This window comes from Escherichia sp. E2562, assembly GCF_005781075.1.
Classification (GTDB): domain Bacteria; phylum Pseudomonadota; class Gammaproteobacteria; order Enterobacterales; family Enterobacteriaceae; genus Escherichia.
On sequence record NZ_VATM01000022.1, the window covers coordinates 59,555 to 81,185 of the forward strand.

21 protein-coding genes are annotated in these 21,631 nt (G+C 51.9%); 13 read left to right on the top strand and 8 right to left on the bottom strand.

Going from position 1 to position 21,631, the window contains the following annotated elements; genetic code table 11:
• The first annotated feature begins 183 nt into the window (after positions 1 to 183).
• The 8 genes from yhfZ (at position 184) to FEK43_RS21045 (ending at position 7,593) form a co-directional block, all read left to right on the top strand.
• Positions 184 to 1,089, top strand: a complete 906-nt coding sequence (gene yhfZ / locus FEK43_RS21010) for a GntR family transcriptional regulator YhfZ (RefSeq protein WP_130208953.1) — start codon at positions 184 to 186, stop codon at positions 1,087 to 1,089.
• 16 nt (positions 1,090 to 1,105) lie between these two features.
• Positions 1,106 to 1,468 carry a PRD domain-containing protein gene (locus FEK43_RS21015; protein WP_130208951.1) on the top strand — a complete coding sequence of 121 codons (363 nt, stop codon included), beginning with the start codon at positions 1,106 to 1,108 and terminating at the stop codon, positions 1,466 to 1,468.
• Positions 1,469 to 1,551: 83 nt separating this feature from the next.
• Positions 1,552 to 2,715 carry a YhfX family PLP-dependent enzyme gene (locus FEK43_RS21020; protein ID WP_135408034.1) on the top strand — a complete coding sequence of 388 codons (1,164 nt, stop codon included), beginning with the start codon at positions 1,552 to 1,554 and terminating at the stop codon, positions 2,713 to 2,715.
• On the top strand, positions 2,715 to 3,941 hold the full coding sequence (locus FEK43_RS21025) for a phosphopentomutase (protein WP_135408033.1): 1,227 nt from the start codon (positions 2,715 to 2,717) through the stop codon (positions 3,939 to 3,941). The genes FEK43_RS21020 and FEK43_RS21025 overlap by 1 nt, the downstream gene beginning before the upstream one ends.
• Complete coding sequence (locus FEK43_RS21030; RefSeq protein ID WP_138158701.1) at positions 3,938 to 4,816, top strand: phosphotriesterase-related protein; 879 nt, start codon at positions 3,938 to 3,940, stop codon at positions 4,814 to 4,816. Before FEK43_RS21025 ends, FEK43_RS21030 begins: the two co-directional genes overlap by 4 nt.
• A 10-nt stretch (positions 4,817 to 4,826) precedes the next feature.
• Positions 4,827 to 5,180: a DUF2620 domain-containing protein gene (locus FEK43_RS21035; RefSeq protein ID WP_000719728.1), complete on the top strand. Its 354-nt coding sequence runs from the start codon at positions 4,827 to 4,829 to the stop codon at positions 5,178 to 5,180.
• 11 nt (positions 5,181 to 5,191) lie between these two features.
• On the top strand, positions 5,192 to 6,496 hold the full coding sequence (locus FEK43_RS21040) for a YhfT family protein (RefSeq protein ID WP_130208943.1): 1,305 nt from the start codon (positions 5,192 to 5,194) through the stop codon (positions 6,494 to 6,496).
• An 11-nt stretch (positions 6,497 to 6,507) separates the two neighbouring features.
• Positions 6,508 to 7,593, top strand: a complete 1,086-nt coding sequence (locus FEK43_RS21045; protein WP_135408030.1) for an aminotransferase class I/II-fold pyridoxal phosphate-dependent enzyme — start codon at positions 6,508 to 6,510, stop codon at positions 7,591 to 7,593.
• Positions 7,594 to 7,700: 107 nt separating this feature from the next.
• Here the strand turns inward: FEK43_RS21045 and FEK43_RS21050 are convergent, their stop codons facing one another.
• From FEK43_RS21050 to tsgA, 6 genes are all read right to left on the bottom strand, one after another.
• On the bottom strand, positions 7,701 to 7,868 hold the full coding sequence (locus FEK43_RS21050) for a YhfL family protein (RefSeq protein WP_064527562.1): 168 nt from the start codon (positions 7,866 to 7,868) through the stop codon (positions 7,701 to 7,703).
• A 401-nt stretch (positions 7,869 to 8,269) separates the two neighbouring features.
• The gene (cysG, locus tag FEK43_RS21055) at positions 8,270 to 9,643 is read right to left on the bottom strand and encodes a siroheme synthase CysG (RefSeq protein ID WP_135408028.1); all 1,374 of its coding nucleotides are present in this window, start codon (positions 9,641 to 9,643) and stop codon (positions 8,270 to 8,272) included.
• A gap of 18 nt (positions 9,644 to 9,661) precedes the next feature.
• Complete coding sequence (gene nirC / locus FEK43_RS21060) at positions 9,662 to 10,468, bottom strand: nitrite transporter NirC (RefSeq protein ID WP_130208937.1); 807 nt, start codon at positions 10,466 to 10,468, stop codon at positions 9,662 to 9,664.
• Positions 10,469 to 10,594: 126 nt separating this feature from the next.
• Entirely contained in the window at positions 10,595 to 10,921 is a 327-nt protein-coding gene (nirD, locus tag FEK43_RS21065; protein ID WP_000084761.1) for a nitrite reductase small subunit NirD, read from the bottom strand.
• Entirely contained in the window at positions 10,918 to 13,461 is a 2,544-nt protein-coding gene (gene nirB, locus FEK43_RS21070; RefSeq protein ID WP_000049213.1) for an NADPH-nitrite reductase large subunit, read from the bottom strand. The genes nirD and nirB overlap by 4 nt, the downstream gene beginning before the upstream one ends.
• A gap of 261 nt (positions 13,462 to 13,722) precedes the next feature.
• Positions 13,723 to 14,904, bottom strand: a complete 1,182-nt coding sequence (tsgA, locus tag FEK43_RS21075; RefSeq protein ID WP_130208935.1) for an MFS transporter TsgA — start codon at positions 14,902 to 14,904, stop codon at positions 13,723 to 13,725.
• Between the two features lie 264 nt (positions 14,905 to 15,168).
• On the opposite strand from tsgA, the gene ppiA reads away from it, so the two are divergent.
• From ppiA to argD, 5 genes are all read left to right on the top strand, one after another.
• Entirely contained in the window at positions 15,169 to 15,741 is a 573-nt protein-coding gene (gene ppiA, locus FEK43_RS21080; RefSeq protein WP_064527557.1) for a peptidylprolyl isomerase A, read from the top strand.
• A 104-nt stretch (positions 15,742 to 15,845) separates the two neighbouring features.
• On the top strand, positions 15,846 to 16,013 hold the full coding sequence (locus tag FEK43_RS21085; RefSeq protein WP_000736860.1) for a YhfG family protein: 168 nt from the start codon (positions 15,846 to 15,848) through the stop codon (positions 16,011 to 16,013).
• The gene (locus FEK43_RS21090) at positions 16,003 to 16,605 is read left to right on the top strand and encodes a putative adenosine monophosphate-protein transferase Fic (RefSeq protein ID WP_131161827.1); all 603 of its coding nucleotides are present in this window, start codon (positions 16,003 to 16,005) and stop codon (positions 16,603 to 16,605) included. Before FEK43_RS21085 ends, FEK43_RS21090 begins: the two co-directional genes overlap by 11 nt.
• A 31-nt stretch (positions 16,606 to 16,636) precedes the next feature.
• Entirely contained in the window at positions 16,637 to 17,200 is a 564-nt protein-coding gene (gene pabA, locus FEK43_RS21095) for an aminodeoxychorismate synthase component 2 (protein ID WP_135408026.1), read from the top strand.
• 85 nt (positions 17,201 to 17,285) lie between these two features.
• Positions 17,286 to 18,506, top strand: coding sequence for a bifunctional acetylornithine/succinyldiaminopimelate transaminase (gene argD / locus FEK43_RS21100; protein ID WP_131161825.1), 1,221 nt, complete (start codon positions 17,286 to 17,288; stop codon positions 18,504 to 18,506).
• Positions 18,507 to 18,562: 56 nt separating this feature from the next.
• On the opposite strand, the gene FEK43_RS21105 is transcribed toward argD, so the two are convergent.
• Together FEK43_RS21105 and crp are read right to left on the bottom strand one after the other, a co-directional pair.
• Positions 18,563 to 20,653, bottom strand: a complete 2,091-nt coding sequence (locus FEK43_RS21105) for a YccS/YhfK family putative transporter (protein WP_135408085.1) — start codon at positions 20,651 to 20,653, stop codon at positions 18,563 to 18,565.
• Positions 20,654 to 20,703: 50 nt separating this feature from the next.
• Entirely contained in the window at positions 20,704 to 21,336 is a 633-nt protein-coding gene (gene crp, locus FEK43_RS21110; RefSeq protein WP_000242755.1) for a cAMP-activated global transcriptional regulator CRP, read from the bottom strand.
• Positions 21,337 to 21,631 lie beyond the last annotated feature (295 nt).

Consider the following 21,631-nt stretch of genomic DNA (forward strand, 5'->3'; position numbering starts at 1 on the left):
CGTAGCGCCATCAGGCAATTTTGCTTTTATCATCACTCTGAAACTGGGGAAACCCGGTTTTTTTATCCTCTTTTCGCAACAACCCGAAAAAATGTGAAGTGCCTCGCCGTTTCCACATCTCTTAGTTGCCACTTATCTTCATTTTAATGAAGATATAAATATTCACTTTATTGAAAATATATTATGCGTCGAACGTTTATCAAAAAAGAAGGCGTCGTCATCACGACTCTGGCTCGTTATCTGTTAGGTGAAAAGTGCGGTAATCGATTGAAAACCATAGATGAACTGGCAACTGAATGCCATTCATCGGTTGGTCTGACACAGGCCGCGCTGAAAACGCTGGAATCAAGCGGCGCGATTAGAATTGAACGCCGTGGGCGCAATGGCAGTTATCTGGTCGAGATGAATAACAAAGCATTGCTGACTCATGTGGATATCAACAACGTGGTATGTGCGATGCCCTTGCCCTATACCCGTTTGTACGAAGGACTGGCAAGCGGGCTGAAAGCTCAGTTTGATAGCATTCCTTTTTATTATGCGCATATGCGCGGCGCGGATATTCGCGTGGAGTGTTTACTTAACGGCGTCTATGACATGGCGGTAGTGTCCCGCCTGGCGGCAGAAAGTTATCTCACGCAAAAAGGGTTATGCCTGGCGCTGGAACTTGGGCCGCATACCTATGTTGGCGAGCACCAGCTGATTTGCCGTAAAGGGGCGTCCGGCAACGTGAAACGCGTGGGGCTGGATAACCGCTCGGCGGATCAGAAAATCATGACCGATGTCTTTTTTGGCAATAGCGATGTGGAGCGCGTCGACCTCTCATATCACGAGAGTTTACAACGCATTGTAAAAGGCGATGTCGATGCGGTTATCTGGAACGTGGTGGCGGAAAGCGAACTTGCCATGCTGGGATTAGAAGCGACGCCGCTGACGAACGATCCACGATTTTTACAGGCCACTGAAGCCGTGGTGCTAACGCGAGCCGATGATTACCCGATGCAACAATTGCTACGTGCGGTTGTTGATAAACATGCCCTGCTTGCTCATCAACAGCGAGTCGTCAGTGGGGAACTTGAACCCAGTTATTAAGCGAAAGGCGTCTTAAATGGAAAACAGACTCAACCTGCTTTGCGAGGCAGGCGTCATTGATAAGGACATCTGCAAAGGCATGATGCAGGTCGTCAAAGTACTGGAAACAGAATGCCATCTTCCCATACGCAGCGAGCAGGGAACGATGGCGATGACGCATATGGCGAGTGCGCTGATGCGCAGTCGTCGGGGCGAACACATACTGCCGCTGGATGACGAATTACTGGCGGAACTGGCGCAATCCACATACTGGCCAGCGATTGTGCAATTGCATCAGGTGCTATTGAAGGAATTCGCGCTGGAAATTAACCCGTGTGAAGAAGGGTATTTGCTGGCCAATCTCTATGGATTATGGATGGCCGCCAACGAAGGTGTCTGAGTTATACGGCAAATCCGCGTCACATAACTTAAATATTCAAAAAAATGAATGTTTAATTCAAGGAATAGAAACGAGGCAACAAGATGTTTGTAGAAGCATTGAAACGCCAGAACCCAGCGCTGATTTCCGCCGCACTAAGCTTGTGGCAGCAGGGCAAGATCGCCCCGGACAGTTGGGTTGTCGACGTGGATCAGTTACTGGAAAACGGTAAGAGGCTGATTGAGACGGCGCGGCTTTACGGCATTGAGCTGTATCTGATGACTAAGCAGTTTGGCCGTAATCCATGGCTGGCGGAAAAACTTCTGGCACTGGGCTACAGCGGCATTGTGGCGGTGGATTACAAAGAGGCGCGGGTCATGCGCCGCGCCGGTCTGCCGGTGGCGCATCAGGGACATCTGGTGCAAATCCCTTGTCACCAGGTTTCTGACGCCGTTGCACAGGGAACTGACGTCATCACCGTGTTTACTCTCGACAAAGCGCGGGAAGTCTCTGCGGCAGCGGTGAATGCCGGACGTGTGCAGTCTGTGCTGCTCAAAGTTTATAGCGACGATGATTTTCTTTATCCGGGCCAGGAGAGCGGTTTTCCCCAAAACACGCTGCATGACATTGTCGCTGAAATGCAGAAACTGCCGGGACTACATTTAGCGGGACTTACCCATTTCCCTTGCCTGCTTTGGGATGAAACAAGCGGGAAAGTTTTGCCGACACCGAATCTTCACACGCTGGTACAAGCACGGGATCAACTGGCGAAATCTGGTATTGCGATTGAGCAACTGAACGCGCCTTCAGCGACCAGCTGCACTTCGCTGCCATTACTGGCGGAATACGGTGTGACTCATGCCGAACCCGGTCATGCACTGACGGGCACTATTCCGGCAAACCAGCAGGGCGATCAGCCTGAACGTATCGCCATGCTCTGGTTAAGTGAAATCTCCCATCATTTCCGTGGCGACAGCTACTGCTACGGCGGCGGTTACTACCGTCGTGGTCATGCTCACCGCGCTCTGGTTTTTACTAAAGAAAATCAAAAGATTACTGAAACCAATCTCAAAACTGTAGATGACAGCAGTATCGACTACACCCTGCCGTTAGCAGGTGAGTTTCCGGTGAGCAGCGCGGTGGTGCTCTGTTTTCGTACGCAGATTTTTGTTACCCGCAGTGATGTGGTGCTGGTATCGGGTATTCAGCGTGGCGAACCGGAGATCGTCGGTCGTTATGACAGTCTTGGAAACTCTCTGGGGGCGTAATGGCGCGATTCGTGGTGTTAGTGATTGATAGCTTTGGCGTAGGCGCAATGAAAGATGTCACGCTGGTGCGTCCGCAGGATGCGGGAGCGAATACCTGTGGTCACATTCTGAGCCAGCTGCCGCATTTGCAGCTGCCAACGCTGGAGAAAATGGGGCTAATCAACGCATTAGGTTATGTGCCTGGAGATATGCAGCCGTCAGACTCCTCAACCTGGGGCGTGGCAGAGCTGCAACATGAAGGTGGCGATACCTTTATGGGGCATCAGGAAATTTTAGGCACGCGCCCGTTACCGCCGCTACGGATGCCCTTTCGCGATGTGCTTGACCGTGTTGAGCAAGCATTACTTAACGCTGGCTGGCAGGTGGAGCGCCGTGGCGATGATCTGCAATTTCTGTGGGTCAATCAGGCGGTTGCGATTGGCGATAATCTCGAGGCGGATTTAGGCCAGGTCTATAACATCACCGCCAATCTCTCTGTGATCTCTTTTGACGACGCAATCAAAATTGGTCGTATCGTGCGTGACCAGGTACAGGTCGGTCGGGTCATTACATTTGGCGGCTTGTTAACCGACAGTCAGCGTATTCTCGATGCCGCAGAAAGCAAAGAAGGGCGCTTTATTGGCATCAACGCGCCGCGTTCTGGCGCTTATGACAACGGTTTCCAGGTCGTGCATATGGGCTATGGCGTCGATGAAAAAGTGCAGGTGCCACAAAAACTGTATGAAGCAGGCGTGCCAACCGTGCTGGTGGGTAAGGTGGCAGATATTGTCAGCAATCCTAATGGCGTGAGCTGGCAAAACCTGGTGGATAGCCAGCGGATTATGGATATCACCCTCGACGAATTTATCACCCATCAGACAGCGTTTATTTGCACCAACATTCAGGAAACCGACCTCGCTGGTCACGCAGAAGACGTCGCACGTTATGCCGAACGTTTGCAGGTCGTTGACCGTAATCTTGCTCTCCTGGTTGAGGCGATGCAGCCAGATGACTGCCTGATTGTCATGGCGGATCACGGCAACGACCCGACAATCGGTCACAGCCACCATACCCGCGAAGTCGTGCCTGTGCTGGTTTATCAGCAAGGGCTGGTCCATACGCAACTCGGTGTGCGCACCACGCTTTCTGATGTGGGGGCTACCGTGTGTGAATTTTTCCGTGCACCACCGCCACAAAATGGTCGCTCTTTTCTTTCCTCCCTCCGGTTTGCAGGAGACACCCTATGAGTTTTGATCCGACGGGTTACACCCTAGCCCATGAGCATCTGCATATTGATCTCTCCGGCTTTAAAAACAACGTGGACTGCCGCCTTGATCAGTATGGGTTCATCTGCCAGGAGATGAACGACCTGATGGCCCAGGGCGTTCGTAATGTGATCGAGATGACCAACCGTTACATGGGGCGCAATGCGCAATTTATGCTCAATGTAATGCGTGAGACGGGGATCAACGTGGTGGCCTGTACCGGTTATTACCAGGACGCGTTTTTCCCGGAACATGTGGCGACCCGCAGCGTGCAGGAACTGGCGCAGGAGATGGTCGATGAAATTGAACAGGGTATCGATGGCACGGAGCTGAAAGCCGGGATCATCGCGGAGATCGGCTCCAGCGAAGGGAAGATTACGCCGCTGGAAGAGAAGGTGTTTATTGCCGCCGCGCTGGCACATAACCAGACCGGACGCCCGATCTCCACACATACCTCTTTTAGCACCATGGGGCTGGAACAACTGGCGCTACTGCAAGCCCACGGAGTTGATCTTTCGCGCGTCACCGTTGGTCACTGCGATCTGAAAGACAACCTCGACAACATTTTGAAGATGATCGATCTCGGCGCGTACGTGCAGTTCGACACCATTGGTAAGAACAGTTACTACCCGGACGAAAAGCGTATTGCGATGCTTCATGCGCTACGCGACCGTGGGTTGCTGAACCGCGTCATGCTGTCGATGGATATTACGCGCCGCTCTCATTTAAAAGCCAACGGTGGTTATGGCTATGACTATTTATTGACCACCTTTATTCCGCAATTGCGCCAGTCAGGATTCAGTCAGGCCGATGTGGATGTGATGTTACGTGAAAATCCCTCTCAATTTTTCCAATAAGGACAGACTAATGAAAAAGATTGGCGTTGCAGGCTTACAGCGTGAGCAGATTAAAAAAACCATTGAAGCGACTGCTCCTGGCTGTTTTGAAGTTTTCATTCACAACGACATGGAAGCGGCAATGAAAGTGAAATCCGGGCAACTGGATTACTACATCGGCGCGTGTAATACCGGTGCGGGCGCGGCCTTGTCGATTGCTATCGCGGTGATTGGCTATAACAAAAGTTGCACCATTGCCAAGCCTGGCATTAAAGCGAAAGACGAGCATATCGCCAAAATGATCGCCGAAGGGAAAGTGGCGTTTGGCCTTTCCGTTGAGCACGTCGAACACGCGATTCCGATGTTGATTAACCATCTGAAATAAAAGGCACGACTATGGATCTGTATATTCAGATTATCGTGGTGGCGTGCCTGACGGGTATGACATCGCTTCTGGCGCATCGCTCTGCGGCTGTTTTTCATGACGGCATCCGCCCGATCCTGCCGCAGCTGATTGAAGGCTATATGAACCGTCGCGAGGCGGGGAGTATCGCTTTTGGTCTGAGCATTGGTTTTGTGGCCTCGGTGGGGATCTCTTTTACCCTGAAAACCGGGCTACTCAACGCATGGTTACTCTTTCTTCCTACCGATATCCTCGGCGTACTGGCGATAAACAGCCTGATGGCGTTTGGTCTTGGCGCTATCTGGGGGATATTGATCCTCACATGCCTGTTGCCGGTAAACCAGCTGCTGACCGCGCTACCGGTGGATGTATTAGGTAGCCTGGGGGAATTAAGCTCGCCGGTGGTTTCAGCGTTTGCACTGTTCCCGTTGGTGGCGATTTTCTACCAGTTTGGCTGGAAGCAAAGTCTGATCGCTGCCGTGGTTGTGCTGATGACCCGTGTGGTGGTAGTGCGCTATTTCCCGCATCTCAATCCGGAATCCATCGAAATCTTTATTGGCATGGTGATGCTGCTGGGGATCGCGATAACTCACGACCTGCGTCATCGTGATGAAAATGATCTTGATACAAGCGGACTTTCCGTCTTTGAAGAGCGTACGTCGCGGATTATCAAAAATTTACCCTATATCGCCATCGTGGGGGCATTGATTGCCGCCGTTGCCAGCATGAAGATTTTTGCTGGTAGCGAAGTGTCGATCTTCACACTGGAGAAAGCATATTCCGCAGGCGTAACGCCGGAACAATCGCAAACGCTGATCAATCAGGCGGCACTGGCGGAATTTATGCGTGGGCTGGGGTTTGTGCCGTTGATTGCCACCACCGCGTTAGCCACCGGCGTATATGCAGTTGCGGGCTTTACCTTTGTTTATGCGGTGGGCTATCTCTCGCCGAATCCGATGGTTGCAGCGGTATTAGGCGCAGTGGTTATTTCGGCAGAAGTCTTGCTGCTTCGTTCGATCGGCAAATGGCTGGGGCGCTACCCGTCGGTGCGTAATGCGTCGGATAACATCCGTAACGCCATGAATATGCTGATGGAAGTGGCGCTGCTGGTCGGTTCGATTTTCGCAGCAATTAAGATGGCGGGTTATACCGGATTCTCTATCGCGGTTGCCATTTACTTCCTCAACGAATCCCTGGGCCGTCCGGTACAGAAAATGGCGGCACCGGTCGTGGCAGTAATGATCACCGGCATCCTGCTGAATGTTCTTTACTGGCTTGGCCTGTTCGTTCCGGCTTAAGGAAGGCATCGATGAAGACGTTTCCTCTGCAAAGCCTGACGATTATTGAGGCGCAGCAAAAGCAGTTTGCGCTGGTGGATAGCATTTGCCGCCATTTCCCCGGTAGCGAGTTTCTTACTGGCGGTGATTTAGGGTTAACTCCAGGTCTGAATCAACCGCGTATTACCCAACGGGTGGAGCAGGTGCTGGCTGATGCATTTCACGCACAGGCCGCGGCGCTGGTGCAGGGCGCGGGGACTGGAGCAATTCGCGCCGGGCTGGCGGCTTTGCTCAAACCGGGGCAGCGTCTTCTGGTGCATGACGCGCCTGTTTATCCGACGACGCAGGTCATTGTTGAGCAGATGGGGCTGACGCTTATCACTGCTGATTTCAATGACCTGGCGGCACTTAAGCAGGTCGTCGAAGAGCAACAACCGGATGCGGCGCTAATACAGCATACGCGCCAGCAGCCACAGGACAGCTACATGCTGGCAGATGTGCTGGCAACGTTGCGCTCGTCTGGCGTTCCAGCGTTAACCGATGACAACTATGCGGTGATGAAGGTAGCGCGAATCGGCTGCGAATGCGGGGCGAATGTTTCGACATTCTCCTGCTTCAAGCTGTTTGGGCCAGAGGGTGTTGGCGCGGTGGTAGGTGATGCCGATGTTATTAGTCGGATTCGCGCCACGCTTTACTCCGGCGGCAGCCAGATTCAGGGTGCTCAGGCGCTGGAAGTGTTGCGTGGGCTGGTGTTCGCGCCTGTAATGCATGCGGTGCAGGCGGGCGTTTCTGAACGGTTGCTGGCTTTACTTAACGGTGGTGCGGTGCCGGAAGTTAAAAACGCCGTCATTGCTAATGCGCAGTCGAAAGTATTAATTGTGGAGTTTCATCAGCCGATTGCCGCCAGGGTGCTGGAAGAGGCGCAAAAGCGCGGCGCGTTGCCTTACCCGGTGGGTGCGGAGTCGAAATATGAAATCCCGCCGCTCTTTTACCGCCTTTCCGGAACGTTTCGCCAGGCGAATCCACAATTAGAACATTGTGCGATTCGCATTAATCCGAATCGTAGTGGTGAAGAGACGGTGCTGCGGATTTTGCGTGAGAGTATTGCCAGCGTTTAATCGTTGTGAATGACGTTTTCGGAGTTAATACAAAAACAAATACGCCCTCAGGTAATCCCGAGGGCGTCAGGTAATTAAATTAGCGTTAGCTAATTTCAGTCAGAGACTTACTGTGCAGTAGGACCGCAGCCGCCAATGATTTTAGAAATAGAAATTGCCGGGTGCAGCAGGTAGTCGTAAGAGCAGTTCTTTTCACGGTTTTCAATATGACCAGTACATGCAGTTAATGTTGCCAGGACTGCACCAACCAGTGCCACTTTAATAAACTTGTTCATTTTCATTCCCTATGTAAAATATATCGAGTAATATTCATTGATTATGTGAATATAAGCAAACAGCTCGCTAAAGACGATACAGGAATATTTATTGTGCGTCAGTGAACGGACTATGAATATTATGCTTATATTTGTAAGCCGCTGTAACTGCAGGGCGTTATTAAAATAAATTATACTCGTCATACTTCAAGTTGCATGTGCTGCGTCTGCGTTCGCTCACCCCAGTCACTTACTCATGTAAGCTCCTGGGGATTCACTCGCTTGTCGCCTTTCTGCAACTCGAATTATTTAGAGTATAGTTAAAAGTTTGTTTTATGTATGCTGAAAATAAACATTAATATAAGTATGTTTGTAAATAAAAAAAAGGCCAGAAATATCCGGCCTTAGTTAATTTTTTTAAATTAATGGTAAGAGAACCAATTTAATTTATTGCGCAGGCCAACGACCCGACCAATAATAATTAATGATGGGCTGTTCATTTGTTGAGCCAGTTCACCTAGCTGCGCGAGCGTACCGTCAATCACGCGCTGCGTGACTGCCGTGCCGTTTTCAACAATCGCCACTGGTATTTCACCAGGCATTCCGTGTTCAATCAGTTTTTGCTGAATGGTCGCGGCCTGATTCAGCCCCATATAGAATACCAGCGTCTGTTTTTCTGCCGCCAGATTTTCCCAGTCCAGCTCGCCACCGGTTTTTAAGTGTCCGGTAATTAAGCGTACGCTCTGAGCATAATCGCGATGCGTAAGTGGAATACCCGAATAGGCAGAGCAACCAGAAGCTGCGGTAATACCCGGAACCACCGAGAACGGAATACCCGCGTTGCACAGTGTTTCCAGCTCTTCGCCACCACGGCCGAAAATAAACGGATCGCCGCCTTTCAGACGCACTACGCGTTTGCCTTTTTGCGCTTCCCGCAGCAGGATCTGGTTAATCTCTTCCTGCGGTACGCAGTGATATCCCGCGCGTTTACCGACGAAGACACGATCCGCATCTCGACGTACCAGATTCATAATATCGTCAGAAACCAGACGGTCGTAGACCACCACATCAGCCTGCTGAATTTGTTGCAGACCTTTCAGCGTCAGCAGCCCGGCATCGCCCGGACCTGCACCAACCAGCACCACTTCACCACGATGATCGAGCGGTTCGTTGATTAACTGTTCGGTGGTTTCAGTAATGGCTTTCTGATCGTTGTTCGCCAGCGACTGCGCCAGGCGGTCGTTAACGAACAATTTCTCCCAGAAACGGCGACGTTCACCCATCGTGGCGAACTGTTGTTTGACCCGACCGCGTAATTGCCCGGCGTATTTCGCCACCTGGCCCAGATGCAACGGCAGCAGTGATTCAAGTTTTTCGCGCAACAGTCGCGCCAGAACCGGAGAGGTGCCGCCAGAGGAGACCGCTACCATGAGCGGTGAGCGGTCAATAATCGACGGCATAATAAAGCTGGCGGCTTTCGGCGCATCGACCACGTTACAGAAGATACGACGAGATTCAGCGGCTTCGCTGACACGCTGGTTAAGCGCGTCATCATCCGTCGCTGCAATCGCCAGCCAGCAGGTGTCGAGAAGGCTTTCATCAAATGGCCCCTCGACGAGGGTTAACATGCCTGCATCTGCCCATGCGGTGAACTGTGGAATAAACGCTAATGCATTCACCGTTAAGCGAGCGCCTGCGTCTAACAGCAACCTTGCTTTGCGTTCCGCGACATCACCACCGCCGACAATCAGACAGTCGCGATCGCGTAATTGGCAAAATATAGGCAAATGATCCACGTAAAAACCCCTTAGTAATTAACCAGCAGCCGTTTCAGTTTGATTAAATTTGTCCGCAATCGGACGATTCGCTTTCGGCGTAGCATACCAATAACCCAATCCCATGAATACGGCGCCCGATAAAGTATTACCCAGCGTCACCCACAGCAGGTTATGACCAATACCCGCCAGCGTGTAGGCTTCGCTGTGGTTACCGAACCAGGAGAGCGCGAACAGCGTCATGTTAGCGATGGAGTGCTCATAGCCGGACGCGATAAATGCCAGCAGACACCACCAGATAGCGATAAATTTCGCCGCCCCTTCAGTGCGCAACGCCATCCAGATTGCCAGGCAAACCAGCCAGTTACACAATGCACCTTTGAAGAACAGTACCATTGCCGGTGCGGTGGTTTTAGCCAGCGCGACGGAGTGAACGATGCTGGTATCTACCGGCAGCAGGCTACCACCGCCCCAGCTATAGAGCATGGCAACAAAGACGGAACCGACCAGATTACCCAGCCAGGTTTGCGGCAGGATTGCCCACATTTGCCCGTGGCTGATGGTGCCCGCTTTCACCCCAAAGGTGAGGAACATGGTGTGTCCGGTGAACAGTTCAGAACCGGCGATAATCACCAGCGTTAAGGCGATACCAAAAGTCGCGCCCATCACCAGAGGACGTATGGACGGATCGAGCAAATTACCGAGCGTGAAAATCAGGATGATCCCAAGACCCACATACGCGCCCGCCATGGCGGAGCTGACCCAAAAGCCGAGCGGGTTATTTGCCGACAGGCGAGCAATGCGCGCAGCATTAGCCGCACACTTATTAATAGTGTCTGTAAACATTTGATTATCCTTTAAAAAAATAAAAACAAAAAGTAAAACAAAAAGTTTAAAAAATGTCCTGCAATATACCGAAGGTCATTACAGGACAATGCAAAAAGGGGAGGCATTGCGCCTCCCGTTAAAACATTAACCGCGTAGCTGTACCACGCCGTCTTTCACTCGTGCTTCGTAATGCTTGACGGAAAACTGCTCGTCTTCCATGCACAAGCCGTCGCTTAAGCGAAAATGCTGTTTTTTCAGCGGACTGGCGACCCACAGCTCGCCCTGATGCTCCGCAATTAGCCCGCGTGACAGCACGCTGGACTCGAAGAACGGATCGATGTTGCTGATCGCAAACACCTGATCGCTGTGATACGGGCGGAAAATCGCGACCTGCTCGTCACCTAACAGCGCGCAGACGCCGGTTTCAGGCAGGATGTCATCGATTTTGCAGATGTCTTTCCACTGGCTCATGCGTTGTCCTCCACCAGAGTTACCGGGATACGTTCATACGGCGTTGCCGGACGGTGCTGTTCGCGCTCTGGCACCATCTGCACGTTCGGGTCACGCTTGTCGCTGTTGATGAAGTGTTTGAAGCGAGTCTGCGCAGACGGCGTATTGACCGTTTCAGTCCACTCACACACTACCGCTTCACGCAGGCGCGCCATCTCTTCTTCCAGATGTGCGTTCAGGCCCAGTTTGTCGTCAATGATCACCGCTTTCAGGTAATCGATGCCGCCTTCGAGGTTTTCTAACCACGGTGCGGTACGCGTCAGTTTGTCGGCGGTACGGATGTAGAACATCATGAAGCGGTCGAGGTATTTGATCAGCGTTTCGCGATCGATATCCGCCGCCAGCAGATCCGCATGACGCGGTTTCATGCCGCCGTTACCGCAAACGTATAGGTTCCAGCCTTTTTCAGTGGCGATAATACCCACGTCTTTACCCTGAGCTTCTGAACATTCACGGGTACAACCGGAGACACCGAACTTCATTTTGTGCGGAGTACGGATGCCTTTGTAGCGGTTTTCCAGTTCCACGCCGAGGCCGACGCTGTCGCCAACGCCGTAGCGGCACCAGGTGCTACCCACGCAGGTTTTCGCCATACGCAGTGCTTTCGCATAGGCATGGCCGGTTTCGAAGCCTGCTTCAATCAGCTGACGCCAGATCTCCGGCAGATCGTCTTTTTGTGCGCCAAACATCGCCAGGCGCTGGGAGCCGGTGATTTTGGTGTAGAGATTAAATTCACGCGCGATACGACCCACTGCCATCAGCCCTTCCGGGGTGATTTCACCGCCCGGAGAACGCGGGATCACCGAGTAGGTGCCGTCTTTCTGGATGTTAGCGAGGAAGTTGTCGTTAGAATCCTGCAGCGGAGTATGTTCCGGCTTCAGAATGTATTCGTTCCAGCAGGAGGCCAGCAGCGAACCGACGGTCGGTTTACAAACTTCACAACCGTAGCCTTTGCCGTGTTTCGCCAGCAGTTCTTCGAAGGTTTTAATGCCTTCAACGCGGATCAAATGGAACAGTTCCTGACGCGAATAAGCAAAGTGTTCGCACAGGTTGTTGTTAACTTCGATGCCCTGTTTCGCCAGTTCCGCGTTCAGTACCTGAGTGACCAGCGGGATACAGCCACCGCAGCCAGTACCCGCTTTGGTTTCGGCTTTCAGCGCCGCAACGGTGTGGCAGCCTTTGTTGATGGCAGCAATCAGATCGCCTTTGGTGACGTCGAAGCAGGAGCAGATTTGCGCGCTGTCCGGCAGTTTATCAACACCGATAGACGGCTTACCGCTACCAGAGTGCGCTGGCAGGATCAGGGAATCTGGGTTTTCCGGCAGCTCGATAGCGTTCAGCACCAGTTGCAGCAGGTTACCGTAGTCGCTGGTATCGCCCACCAGTACCGCGCCGAGCAGGGTTTTGTTGTCTTCGCTGACAATCAGGCGTTTGTAGATCTCTTTGCTTTCGTCGAGGTAAACGTAGCTACGTGCGCCAGGCGTGCGACCGTGTGCATCACCAATACCGCCTACGTCTACGCCCAGCAGTTTCAGCTTGGCGCTAAGGTCAGCACCTTCAAAGGCGTTTTCGCTGCCAAGAATGTGGTCAACGGCGACCTGCGCCATTTTGTAGCCAGGTGCTACCAGACCAAATACACGGTTGTTCCAGCTTGCGCATTCACCGATGGCGTAGATATCCGGATCGGAAGTCTGGCAGGAATCATTAATGACGATACCCCCACGCGGAGCTACGTCCAGACCACACTGGGTTGCCAGCTTATCGCGCGGACGGATACCGGTAGAGAAGACGATAAAGTCAACTTCCAGCTCACTGCCGTCGGCAAAACGCATGGTTTTACGCGCTTCAACACCTTCCTGCACAATCTCAAGGGTGTTTTTGCTGGTGTGAACGCGTACACCCATGCTCTCGATTTTGCGACGCAGCTGCTCGCCGCCCATCTGATCAAGCTGTTCTGCCATCAGCATAGGGGCAAATTCGATAACGTGGGTTTCAATGCCTAAGTTTTTCAGCGCGCCAGCGGCTTCCAGACCTAACAGGCCGCCACCAACAACGGCACCGCGCTTGCTGCGACGGGCGCAGGATTCAATGGCGTTGAGGTCTTCAATGGTGCGATAGACAAAGCAGTCCTGAGTATCAGAACCTTTGATTGGCGGGATCCACGGATAGGAACCGGTCGCCATGATCAGCTTGTCATAAAAAACGGTACGCCCGGCGCTGGAGTGGATCACCTTCTCCTGACGGTTAATGGTGATAGCGCGTTCGCCGACCAGAACTTTGATGCCGTGTTTCTCGTAGAAGCCTTCGCGCACCAGCGACAGCTCTTCGGCGGTGTGGTGAGAGAAGTAAGACGAGAGGTGTACGCGGTCATAAGCGATGCGCGGTTCTTCACAGAAAACGGTAATATCAAAGTTGGCCGCATCAGATTTATCAAGAAGATCTTCGATAAAGCGATGGCCGACCATACCGTTACCGATAATTGCGAGTCTGACTTTGCTCATTTTTGCCTCGATTTCTTTTTTATTACCGCCTACCTTAACGATTCAGCAACCCCGCTTATTGATGTAAATCAAATTCACCTTTATATACTCCTTAAGTGGTATATTGCTGATTTGTATAAATTTTCTTAAGTCACGGAATTGTCTGATATTTCATGTTTGTGTAAAAAATACACAAAATGAAAGGTTTTATAGAGATGAAGGCACGTTGCGGGGGAAGAGAAGAAAAGGCCGGACGACGATAGCGCCGCCCGGCATGAGCAATTAATGAGAGGTCAGGGTGTTGTGCTGACGGTGACGGCTGACAAAACCTAACAGGAAGCACATCACGAATACCACAGCGTACAGACCGTTTGCAGTGAGCAGTGCTGCCTGTGGACCGCTATGTTCAACAATCGGTCCGGTAACCACAAAGGTCAACATGGTGCCGATGGTCCCGCAGGTCAGGACAAAGTTAACCAGTTTTGGCGATGGTACTTTGGTCTGCTGTGAACCCAAGGTGATGATGGTGGTATAGATCGCGCTAGAGAAGAAGCCCAGGGCGAGAATTGACCACGCCATGTGTGCCGGTGTTCCGGTGTTAAAGACATACATCAGAATCGCAGCCAGACCAGCCAGTACGGTCAGAATGCGTTGCAGATCAAAGAAGCGAAGAATAAAGCTGAATGCCCACATGCCAACCATGTACGACATCCAGAAGTTGCTTACCAGCGTACCTGCATCGTTCAGGCTCATGCCCAGACCTTTGGCATACTCCGGCACCCAGGAGATAAAACCTAACTGGCCGAGGATGTAGCACAGTGCCGCAATGGAGAGAAACAGCACGCCGATCCCCCATTTTTCTTTCGCTACCGGAGCGTCAGTTTTTGGCGCATGTTTACCCAGTGCCGGGAACTCACAGCCGAAGGTCAGAATAAAGATAGCGACGTACACCAGCCCGATGCAGGCATAAACCCAGTACCACTCAATGCTGCGTGCCAGCAGATACGCGGCAATCATCGGGAAAATCATCCCGGCCATGCTGAAGAAGGAGTCGGTAAATAACAGGCGGGAACCGCGCTGACGCCCTTCATACATTTGCGTTATCAGGAACGTACCAATCGACATGGTGATGCCGCTAACCACCCCGAGAATGAACATCGCCGCCGAGAACAGCGCCAGGCTGTGGCTGAACATCAAACCGGCAACCGCCAGCACCATCAGGAGAAAGCCAAAACGTAACTGCGTTTTCAACGGGACGATTTCCATCAGCCAGGCGTTGAGGAAGATAGAGATTAAAATGCCGGCATTGAGGAAGGTGAAGGTATTACTCATACTGGAAACAGGCAGATTGAAATAATCGGCGATGTTTCCCATCACCATCCCGGTGACAATAACCAACGCACCGGTCAGTGCGTAGGAGAGAAAGCTAATCCATGTGAGCTTGATGCGATTGCTGTTAGTCATGATTGGCCTGCGTTAAAAGATAAAATGGCATAGTGGATATGCTGCGAGCGGGCGATTTTAGGTGATTTTGTGATCTGATTAAATATTTAATTGCAAACGGTTGCTAATTTGCAATATTTAAAGTGATTCTCATCACGAAATATACGTGATCATCAGGTTACATATATTTCAAGTGCGTAAAATTAGGTAAAGGAATGGCCTTGTCATTGAAGGCTATTTAGAATCTCTCCACTTGCTTTTTTTCTGCTCTGTTAAGGAAATCTCATGTTCAAATCGACCCTGGCAGCTGTTGTAGCTGTTTTCGCTCTTTCTGCTCTCTCACCTGAAGCAATGGCAGCGAAAGGGGATCCGCACGTATTGTTAACAACCTCTGCTGGTAATATCGAACTGGAGCTGGATAGCCAGAAAGCGCCAGTATCAGTGCAAAATTTCGTCGATTATGTGAACAGCGGCTTTTATAACAACACCACTTTTCACCGTGTGATCCCGGGCTTTATGATTCAGGGTGGTGGATTTACCGAGCAGATGCAGCAGAAAAAACCGAATCCGCCGATCAAAAATGAGGCTGATAACGGTCTGCGTAACACCCGTGGCACCATCGCGATGGCGCGTACCGCCGACAAAGACAGCGCCACCAGCCAGTTCTTTATCAACGTTGCCGATAACGCCTTCCTCGACCACGGTCAACGTGATTTCGGTTACGCGGTATTTGGCAAAGTGGTGAAAGGCATGGATGTTGCTGACAAGATTTCCCAGGTCCCAACCCATGATGTTGGCCCGTACCAGAATGTGCCGTCAAAACCGGTAGTTATCCTTTCCGCTAAAGTCCTGCCGTAAGGATTTCTCGCGCGGGTAATCTTGCCCGCGCCTCTGCTCTCCCGGCGTAACCTGGATTTGCCGCTTATACTTGTGGCAAACGGACACGTTCAGGGAGGCATCAAGTGAAGAAACTCACCGATAAGCAAAAGTCCCGTCTCTGGGAGCTTCAGCGTAATCGTAATTTCCAGGCCAGCCGCCGCCTTGAAGGCGTCGAGATGCCATTAGTCACTCTTACTGCCGCAGAGGCTTTAGCACGCCTTGAAGAGCTGAGGAGGCACTATGAGCGATAAATTCGGCGAAGGGCGCGATCCGTATCTTTATCCTGGCCTTGATATCATGCGTAATCGGTTGAATATCCGCCAGCAGCAGCGGCTGGAACAGGCTGCTTACGAAATGACGGCGCTGCGTGCTGCGGCCATTGAGCTTGGTCCGCTGGTGCGCGGTTTACCACATTTGCGCGCTATTCATCGCCAGCTTTATCAGGATATTTTCGACTGGGCGGGGCAACTACGCGAAGTCGATATTTATCAGGGCGATACGCCGTTCTGCCACTTTGCCTATATCGAAAAAGAGGGCAATGCCCTGATGCAGGATCTGGAGGAAGAAGGTTATCTGGTTGGCCTGGAGAAAGCGAAGTTCGTCGAGCGGCTGGCGCACTACTATTGTGAAATCAACGTCCTGCATCCATTCCGTGCGGGAAGCGGTCTGGCGCAGCGGATCTTCTTCGAACAACTGGCGATTCATGCCGGATATCAACTGAACTGGCAAGGTATTGGTGAAGAGGCCTGGAATCAGGCGAATCAGAGTGGGGCAATGGGTGATCTTACCGCGCTGCAGATGATATTTAGCAAAGTGGTAAGCGAAGCCGGGGAATCTGAGTAAAATAGCGCGGTTCTTTCGTACCGGAGCCGCCATGATCCTGCTTATTGATAACTACGATTCTTTTACCTGGAACCTCTACCAGTACTTTTGTGAACTGGGGGCCGATGTGCTGGTTAAGCGCAACGATGCGTTGACGTTGGCGGATATCGACGCCCTTAAACCGCAAAAAATTGTCATATCACCCGGCCCCTGTACGCCAGATGAAGCCGGGATCTCCCTTGACGTTATTCGTCACTATGCCGGGCGCTTGCCGATTCTTGGCGTCTGCCTCGGTCATCAGGCGATGGCACAGGCTTTTGGTGGCAAAGTTGTGCGCGCCGCAAAGGTCATGCACGGCAAAACCTCGCCGATTACACATAACGGTGAGGGCGTATTCCTGGGGCTAGCGAATCCACTCACTGTGACGCGCTACCATTCGCTGGTGGTGGAACCTGACTCATTACCAGCGTGCTTTGACGTGACGGCCTGGAGCGAAACCGGGGAGATTATGGGGATTCGCCATCGCCAGTGGGATCTGGAAGGTGTGCAGTTCCATCCAGAAAGTATTCTTAGCGAACAAGGACATCAACTGCTGGCTAATTTCCTGCATCGCTGATTTCTGATTGCTATCAAGTGATTTTTTATGCATATTTTGTGATTATAATTTCACATTGATTTATGCGTAACAGGGTGATCATGAGATGGCAATTGAACAAATAGCAATTACACGCGCGACTTTCGATGAAGTGATTCTGCCGATTTATGCTCCGGCAGAGTTTATTCCGGTAAAAGGTCAGGGCAGCCGAGTCTGGGATCAGCAAGGCAAAGAGTATGTCGATTTCGCGGGCGGGATTGCGGTAACGGCGTTAGGCCATTGCCATCCGGCGCTGGTGGAAGCGTTAAAAACCCAGGGGGAAACTCTGTGGCATATCAGCAACGTTTTCACCAATGAACCGGCGCTGCGTCTTGGGCGTAAACTGATTGAGGCGACGTTTGCCGAACGCGTGGTGTTTATGAACTCCGGTACGGAAGCCAACGAAACCGCTTTTAAACTGGCGCGTCACTACGCCTGCGTGCGTCATAGTCCGTTCAAAACCAAAATCATCGCCTTCCATAACGCCTTTCATGGTCGCTCGTTGTTTACCGTTTCTGTGGGCGGGCAGCCAAAATATTCCGACGGCTTTGGGCCGAAACCGGCAGATATTATCCACGTGCCTTTTAATGATCTTCACGCAGTGAAAGCGGTGATGGATGACCATACCTGCGCGGTGGTGGTTGAGCCGATTCAGGGCGAGGGCGGCGTGACGGCGGCGACGCCAGCGTTTTTGCAGGGCTTGCGTGAGTTGTGCGATCAGCATCATGCATTGCTGGTGTTTGATGAAGTGCAGTGTGGAATGGGGCGGACTGGCGATTTGTTTGCCTATATGCACTACGGCGTGACGCCAGATATTTTGACCTCTGCGAAAGCCCTGGGCGGCGGCTTCCCGATTAGCGCCATGCTGACCACGGCGGAGATTGCTTCAGCGTTTCATCCTGGTTCTCACGGTTCCACCTACGGCGGTAATCCACTGGCCTGTGCAGTCGCGGGTGCGGCATTTGATATCATCAATACCCCTGAAGTGCTGGAAGGCATTCAGGCGAAACGCCAGCGTTTTGTTGACCATTTGCAGAAGATCGATCAGCAGTTTGATGTGTTTAGCGATATTCGCGGCATGGGGTTGTTGATTGGCGCGGAGCTAAAACCTCAGTACAAAGGTCAGGCGCGTGATTTTCTTTATGCGGGTGCCGAGGCTGGCGTAATGGTGCTGAACGCTGGGCCGGATGTGATGCGTTTTGCGCCATCGCTGGTGGTGGATGATGCGGATATCGATGAAGGGATGCAACGTTTCGCCCACGCGGTGGCGAAGGTGGTCGGGGCGTAAATAAGACGCGTCATCGTCGCATCAGGCAAAAGATGTCGCTTCTGGCAATGAATTGATTACGCCTTCGAATCCCGCAACTTGCGACTCAACCAAATCCCGTGATGCGGTCGCTGACGCCATGCCATCGACGATATGGTGTGCATGGTGTTCAGATGGCCAATAACCCGTTGTAAATGCTGTTCCAGGGTACCAGCCGCGCCTTCGTGCGGCAGCATCTCTGGCGCGTCTATGATATTGGCGTCACCAGACCCGCCCGGCTCGTCATATTCCAGCCGCTGTTGACAGCGTTGAATAGCGATTTCACAAGACTGCAAATACTCTTGCGCCAGCTCCTGTGGTAATGTCCGGTGTTCTCGTGCCAGCGTGGTCATGGCATTAATATGTTCAACAATAAACTGACTATGTGTTACCCACAGTTTCATGTCAGCCAGATAATGGCTGTTAAATGCGGGTTCCTGCATCGCCTGATTTAATGAGTTATACAGAGTGTTATGTGCCTGATTAACCCGCATTCGCTGCCAGGCCAGTGGTGTTGGTTGCGGATCTTTACTCAGGATCAGACGAATCGCTTCCTGGTAGGTTTCTAAAGCATCATGGGCGTTCTTACGCAATAACCCGCTCTGCCACTGCGGCCACAGCCATACCGTGCCACCGAAGGCAATCAAACAACCAATAATGGTATCGATAAGACGCGGAATGATGTATTGCTCGCCGTTCAGCCACAACAGTTGCAGGGTATACACCGCAGTAATGGTAAAGCCGACCGTTGCCCAGCCGTAGTTTTTGCGCAATATCAGGTAGCTGGCGAGGGTGGTAAACAGCATCAGCGTCAGGGTGTAACCTTCGGGAATTTTAAAGTGCAGCGCCACGCCCGCAATGATTAACCCGACCACGGTTCCCACGGAGCGATTCACAATCCTCAGACGGGTTGCGCCATAGCCATTTTGCGTCACCAGCAATACTGTCATCAGGATCCAGTACGACTTCGGCAGATGTAGCGCGGTGCCCATCAGGCTGGCAACGCTTAACATCACACTGAGTCGTCCGGCATTGCGTAGCGCCGGAGACTTTAGTGACAGATAACTTTTCAGCGCCGGAAGTAATGGCATTCGCCGCTGTTTATCGGCCAGTAAGTCACGGGCATAGAGCGGTTTTTGGGTGCGCAGCACGCGGGCGATGCGGCTGAAATGCCAGTAGCAGAATTGCCCAACCGGATTATCCGGATGCTGGCGGGCGATTTTTTCCAGTGCGCCAATTTGCTTTTCCATCGTAAAACGCGTTGGCAGGCGATGGTAAAGAATGTCATCAGCCAGCACGCGCAGGCGAGCGGCGACGGTTTGCGCATTCCAGCGGATAACTTCTTCCGCATGGCTACGCTCGACCAGCTTTTGCACCTCTTCCGGCTGATGCAAACTGACCGAAATATGTTCCTGTAAATCCAGCGCCTCCTGGAAAATACGCAGCATCCGCTTGTAGTCAGTATTATTTTGCGCGGAAAGCATATGCATTTGCTGATAGCACTGGGTAATTAAATCGACCGCTTTTTGCTGGCGCACCAGCAGCGGCGGCAGCGCTTTTTCAGGGTCGGTGTGCTGGGTAAGCAGGCTGTATTTGGCTTCACAATAATCTGCAAGTTCACGGTACAGCAGACTTAGTGACTCGCGCAGCGGCTGTTCGCGCCAGATCCAGAACCAAAACCAGTTAAACAATCCGTACCAGAGAGTGCCCAACGCATAGATGAGCAATGGCTCCCATACCGGCATATATCCCGCCAGACTGAGGGTGAAAATGGCAGCCAGCAGCGATGCAGGAAGCAATTTTGCGTGTAATGGCCCAAGCTCGGCAGTGACGCCAAGTACCAGCGTTAACCCAGTCAGCAGAAAGGGTAGGGGGATATCTTTTTCCAACAGCAGCTGTGTCAGTAAGCTACAGGTAGCAAACAGCGACGCGCCAATAATCAAGCGTTTGAAAAAACGTTTATGGGGGGTATCAAGCCCCGCAATGTTGCAACAGGCAGGGACGAGTGAAAACAGCAGGCCGAGTCTTAATTCGCCAAACAACAGACCAACGGCCACGGGCAAACATAGCACCAGTGTTTGTCGTAGTGCATAGTTGATATCAGGATGATAAATCAGTCTGCGCCACATCGGTTTAAACAAAATGGCGCGCTACCAGGTAACGCGCCACTCCGATGGGGTTAACGGGTGCCGTAAACGACGATGGTTTTCCCGTGTGCGGAGATCAGGTTCTGATCTTCCAGCATCTTCAGAATGCGCCCCACGGTTTCACGAGAACAGCCGACAATTTGACCAATTTCCTGACGGGTAATTTTAATTTGCATACCGTCCGGGTGAGTCATGGCATCCGGTTGTTTCGCCAGATTCAGCAGCGTCTGCGCGATGCGACCTGTAACGTCGAGGAAAGCGAGGTTGCCCACTTTCTCTGAAGTGACTTGCAGACGACGCGCCATCTGCGCGGAGAGACGCATCAGAATATCCGGGTTAACCTGAATTAATTGACGAAATTTTTTGTAGGAAATTTCAGCTACTTCACAGGCGGTTTTTGCACGTACCCATGCGCTACGTTCCTGGCCTTCTTCAAACAGGCCCAATTCGCCAATAAAATCACCCTGATTCAGATAGGAGAGGATCATTTCTTTACCCTCCTCGTCTTTGATCAGCACTGCCACAGAGCCTTTAACGATGTAGTACAGCGTTTCCGCTTTTTCACCCTGGTGAATAAGCGTGCTCTTGGATGGATACTTATGAATGTGGCAATGAGACAAGAACCATTCGAGAGTCGGGTCTGTTTGCGGTTTGCCAAGCACCATGCGCGGTTATCCTCTGTTATAAGCTTTCTCCAGAGCCAGAAAACGCCGCTGTCTCTGGGTTGCCGAAATGTGCTTCCCGCTACCTGGGAAGGGGCTATCAACTGAACTGCACGGTAATGTGACGTCCTTTACATACATGCAGTACATCAATGTATTACTGTAGCATCCTGACTGTTTTAGCATAGCTTTCGCTCTGTGTCTCCTGGTGTCTCGCTTCAGCATGACCCAGGTCGCCTTCCGTTGCGCGATTTGGTCAGTACGCGTACTCTGTCAGGAAAATTGACGCAATGGAGTT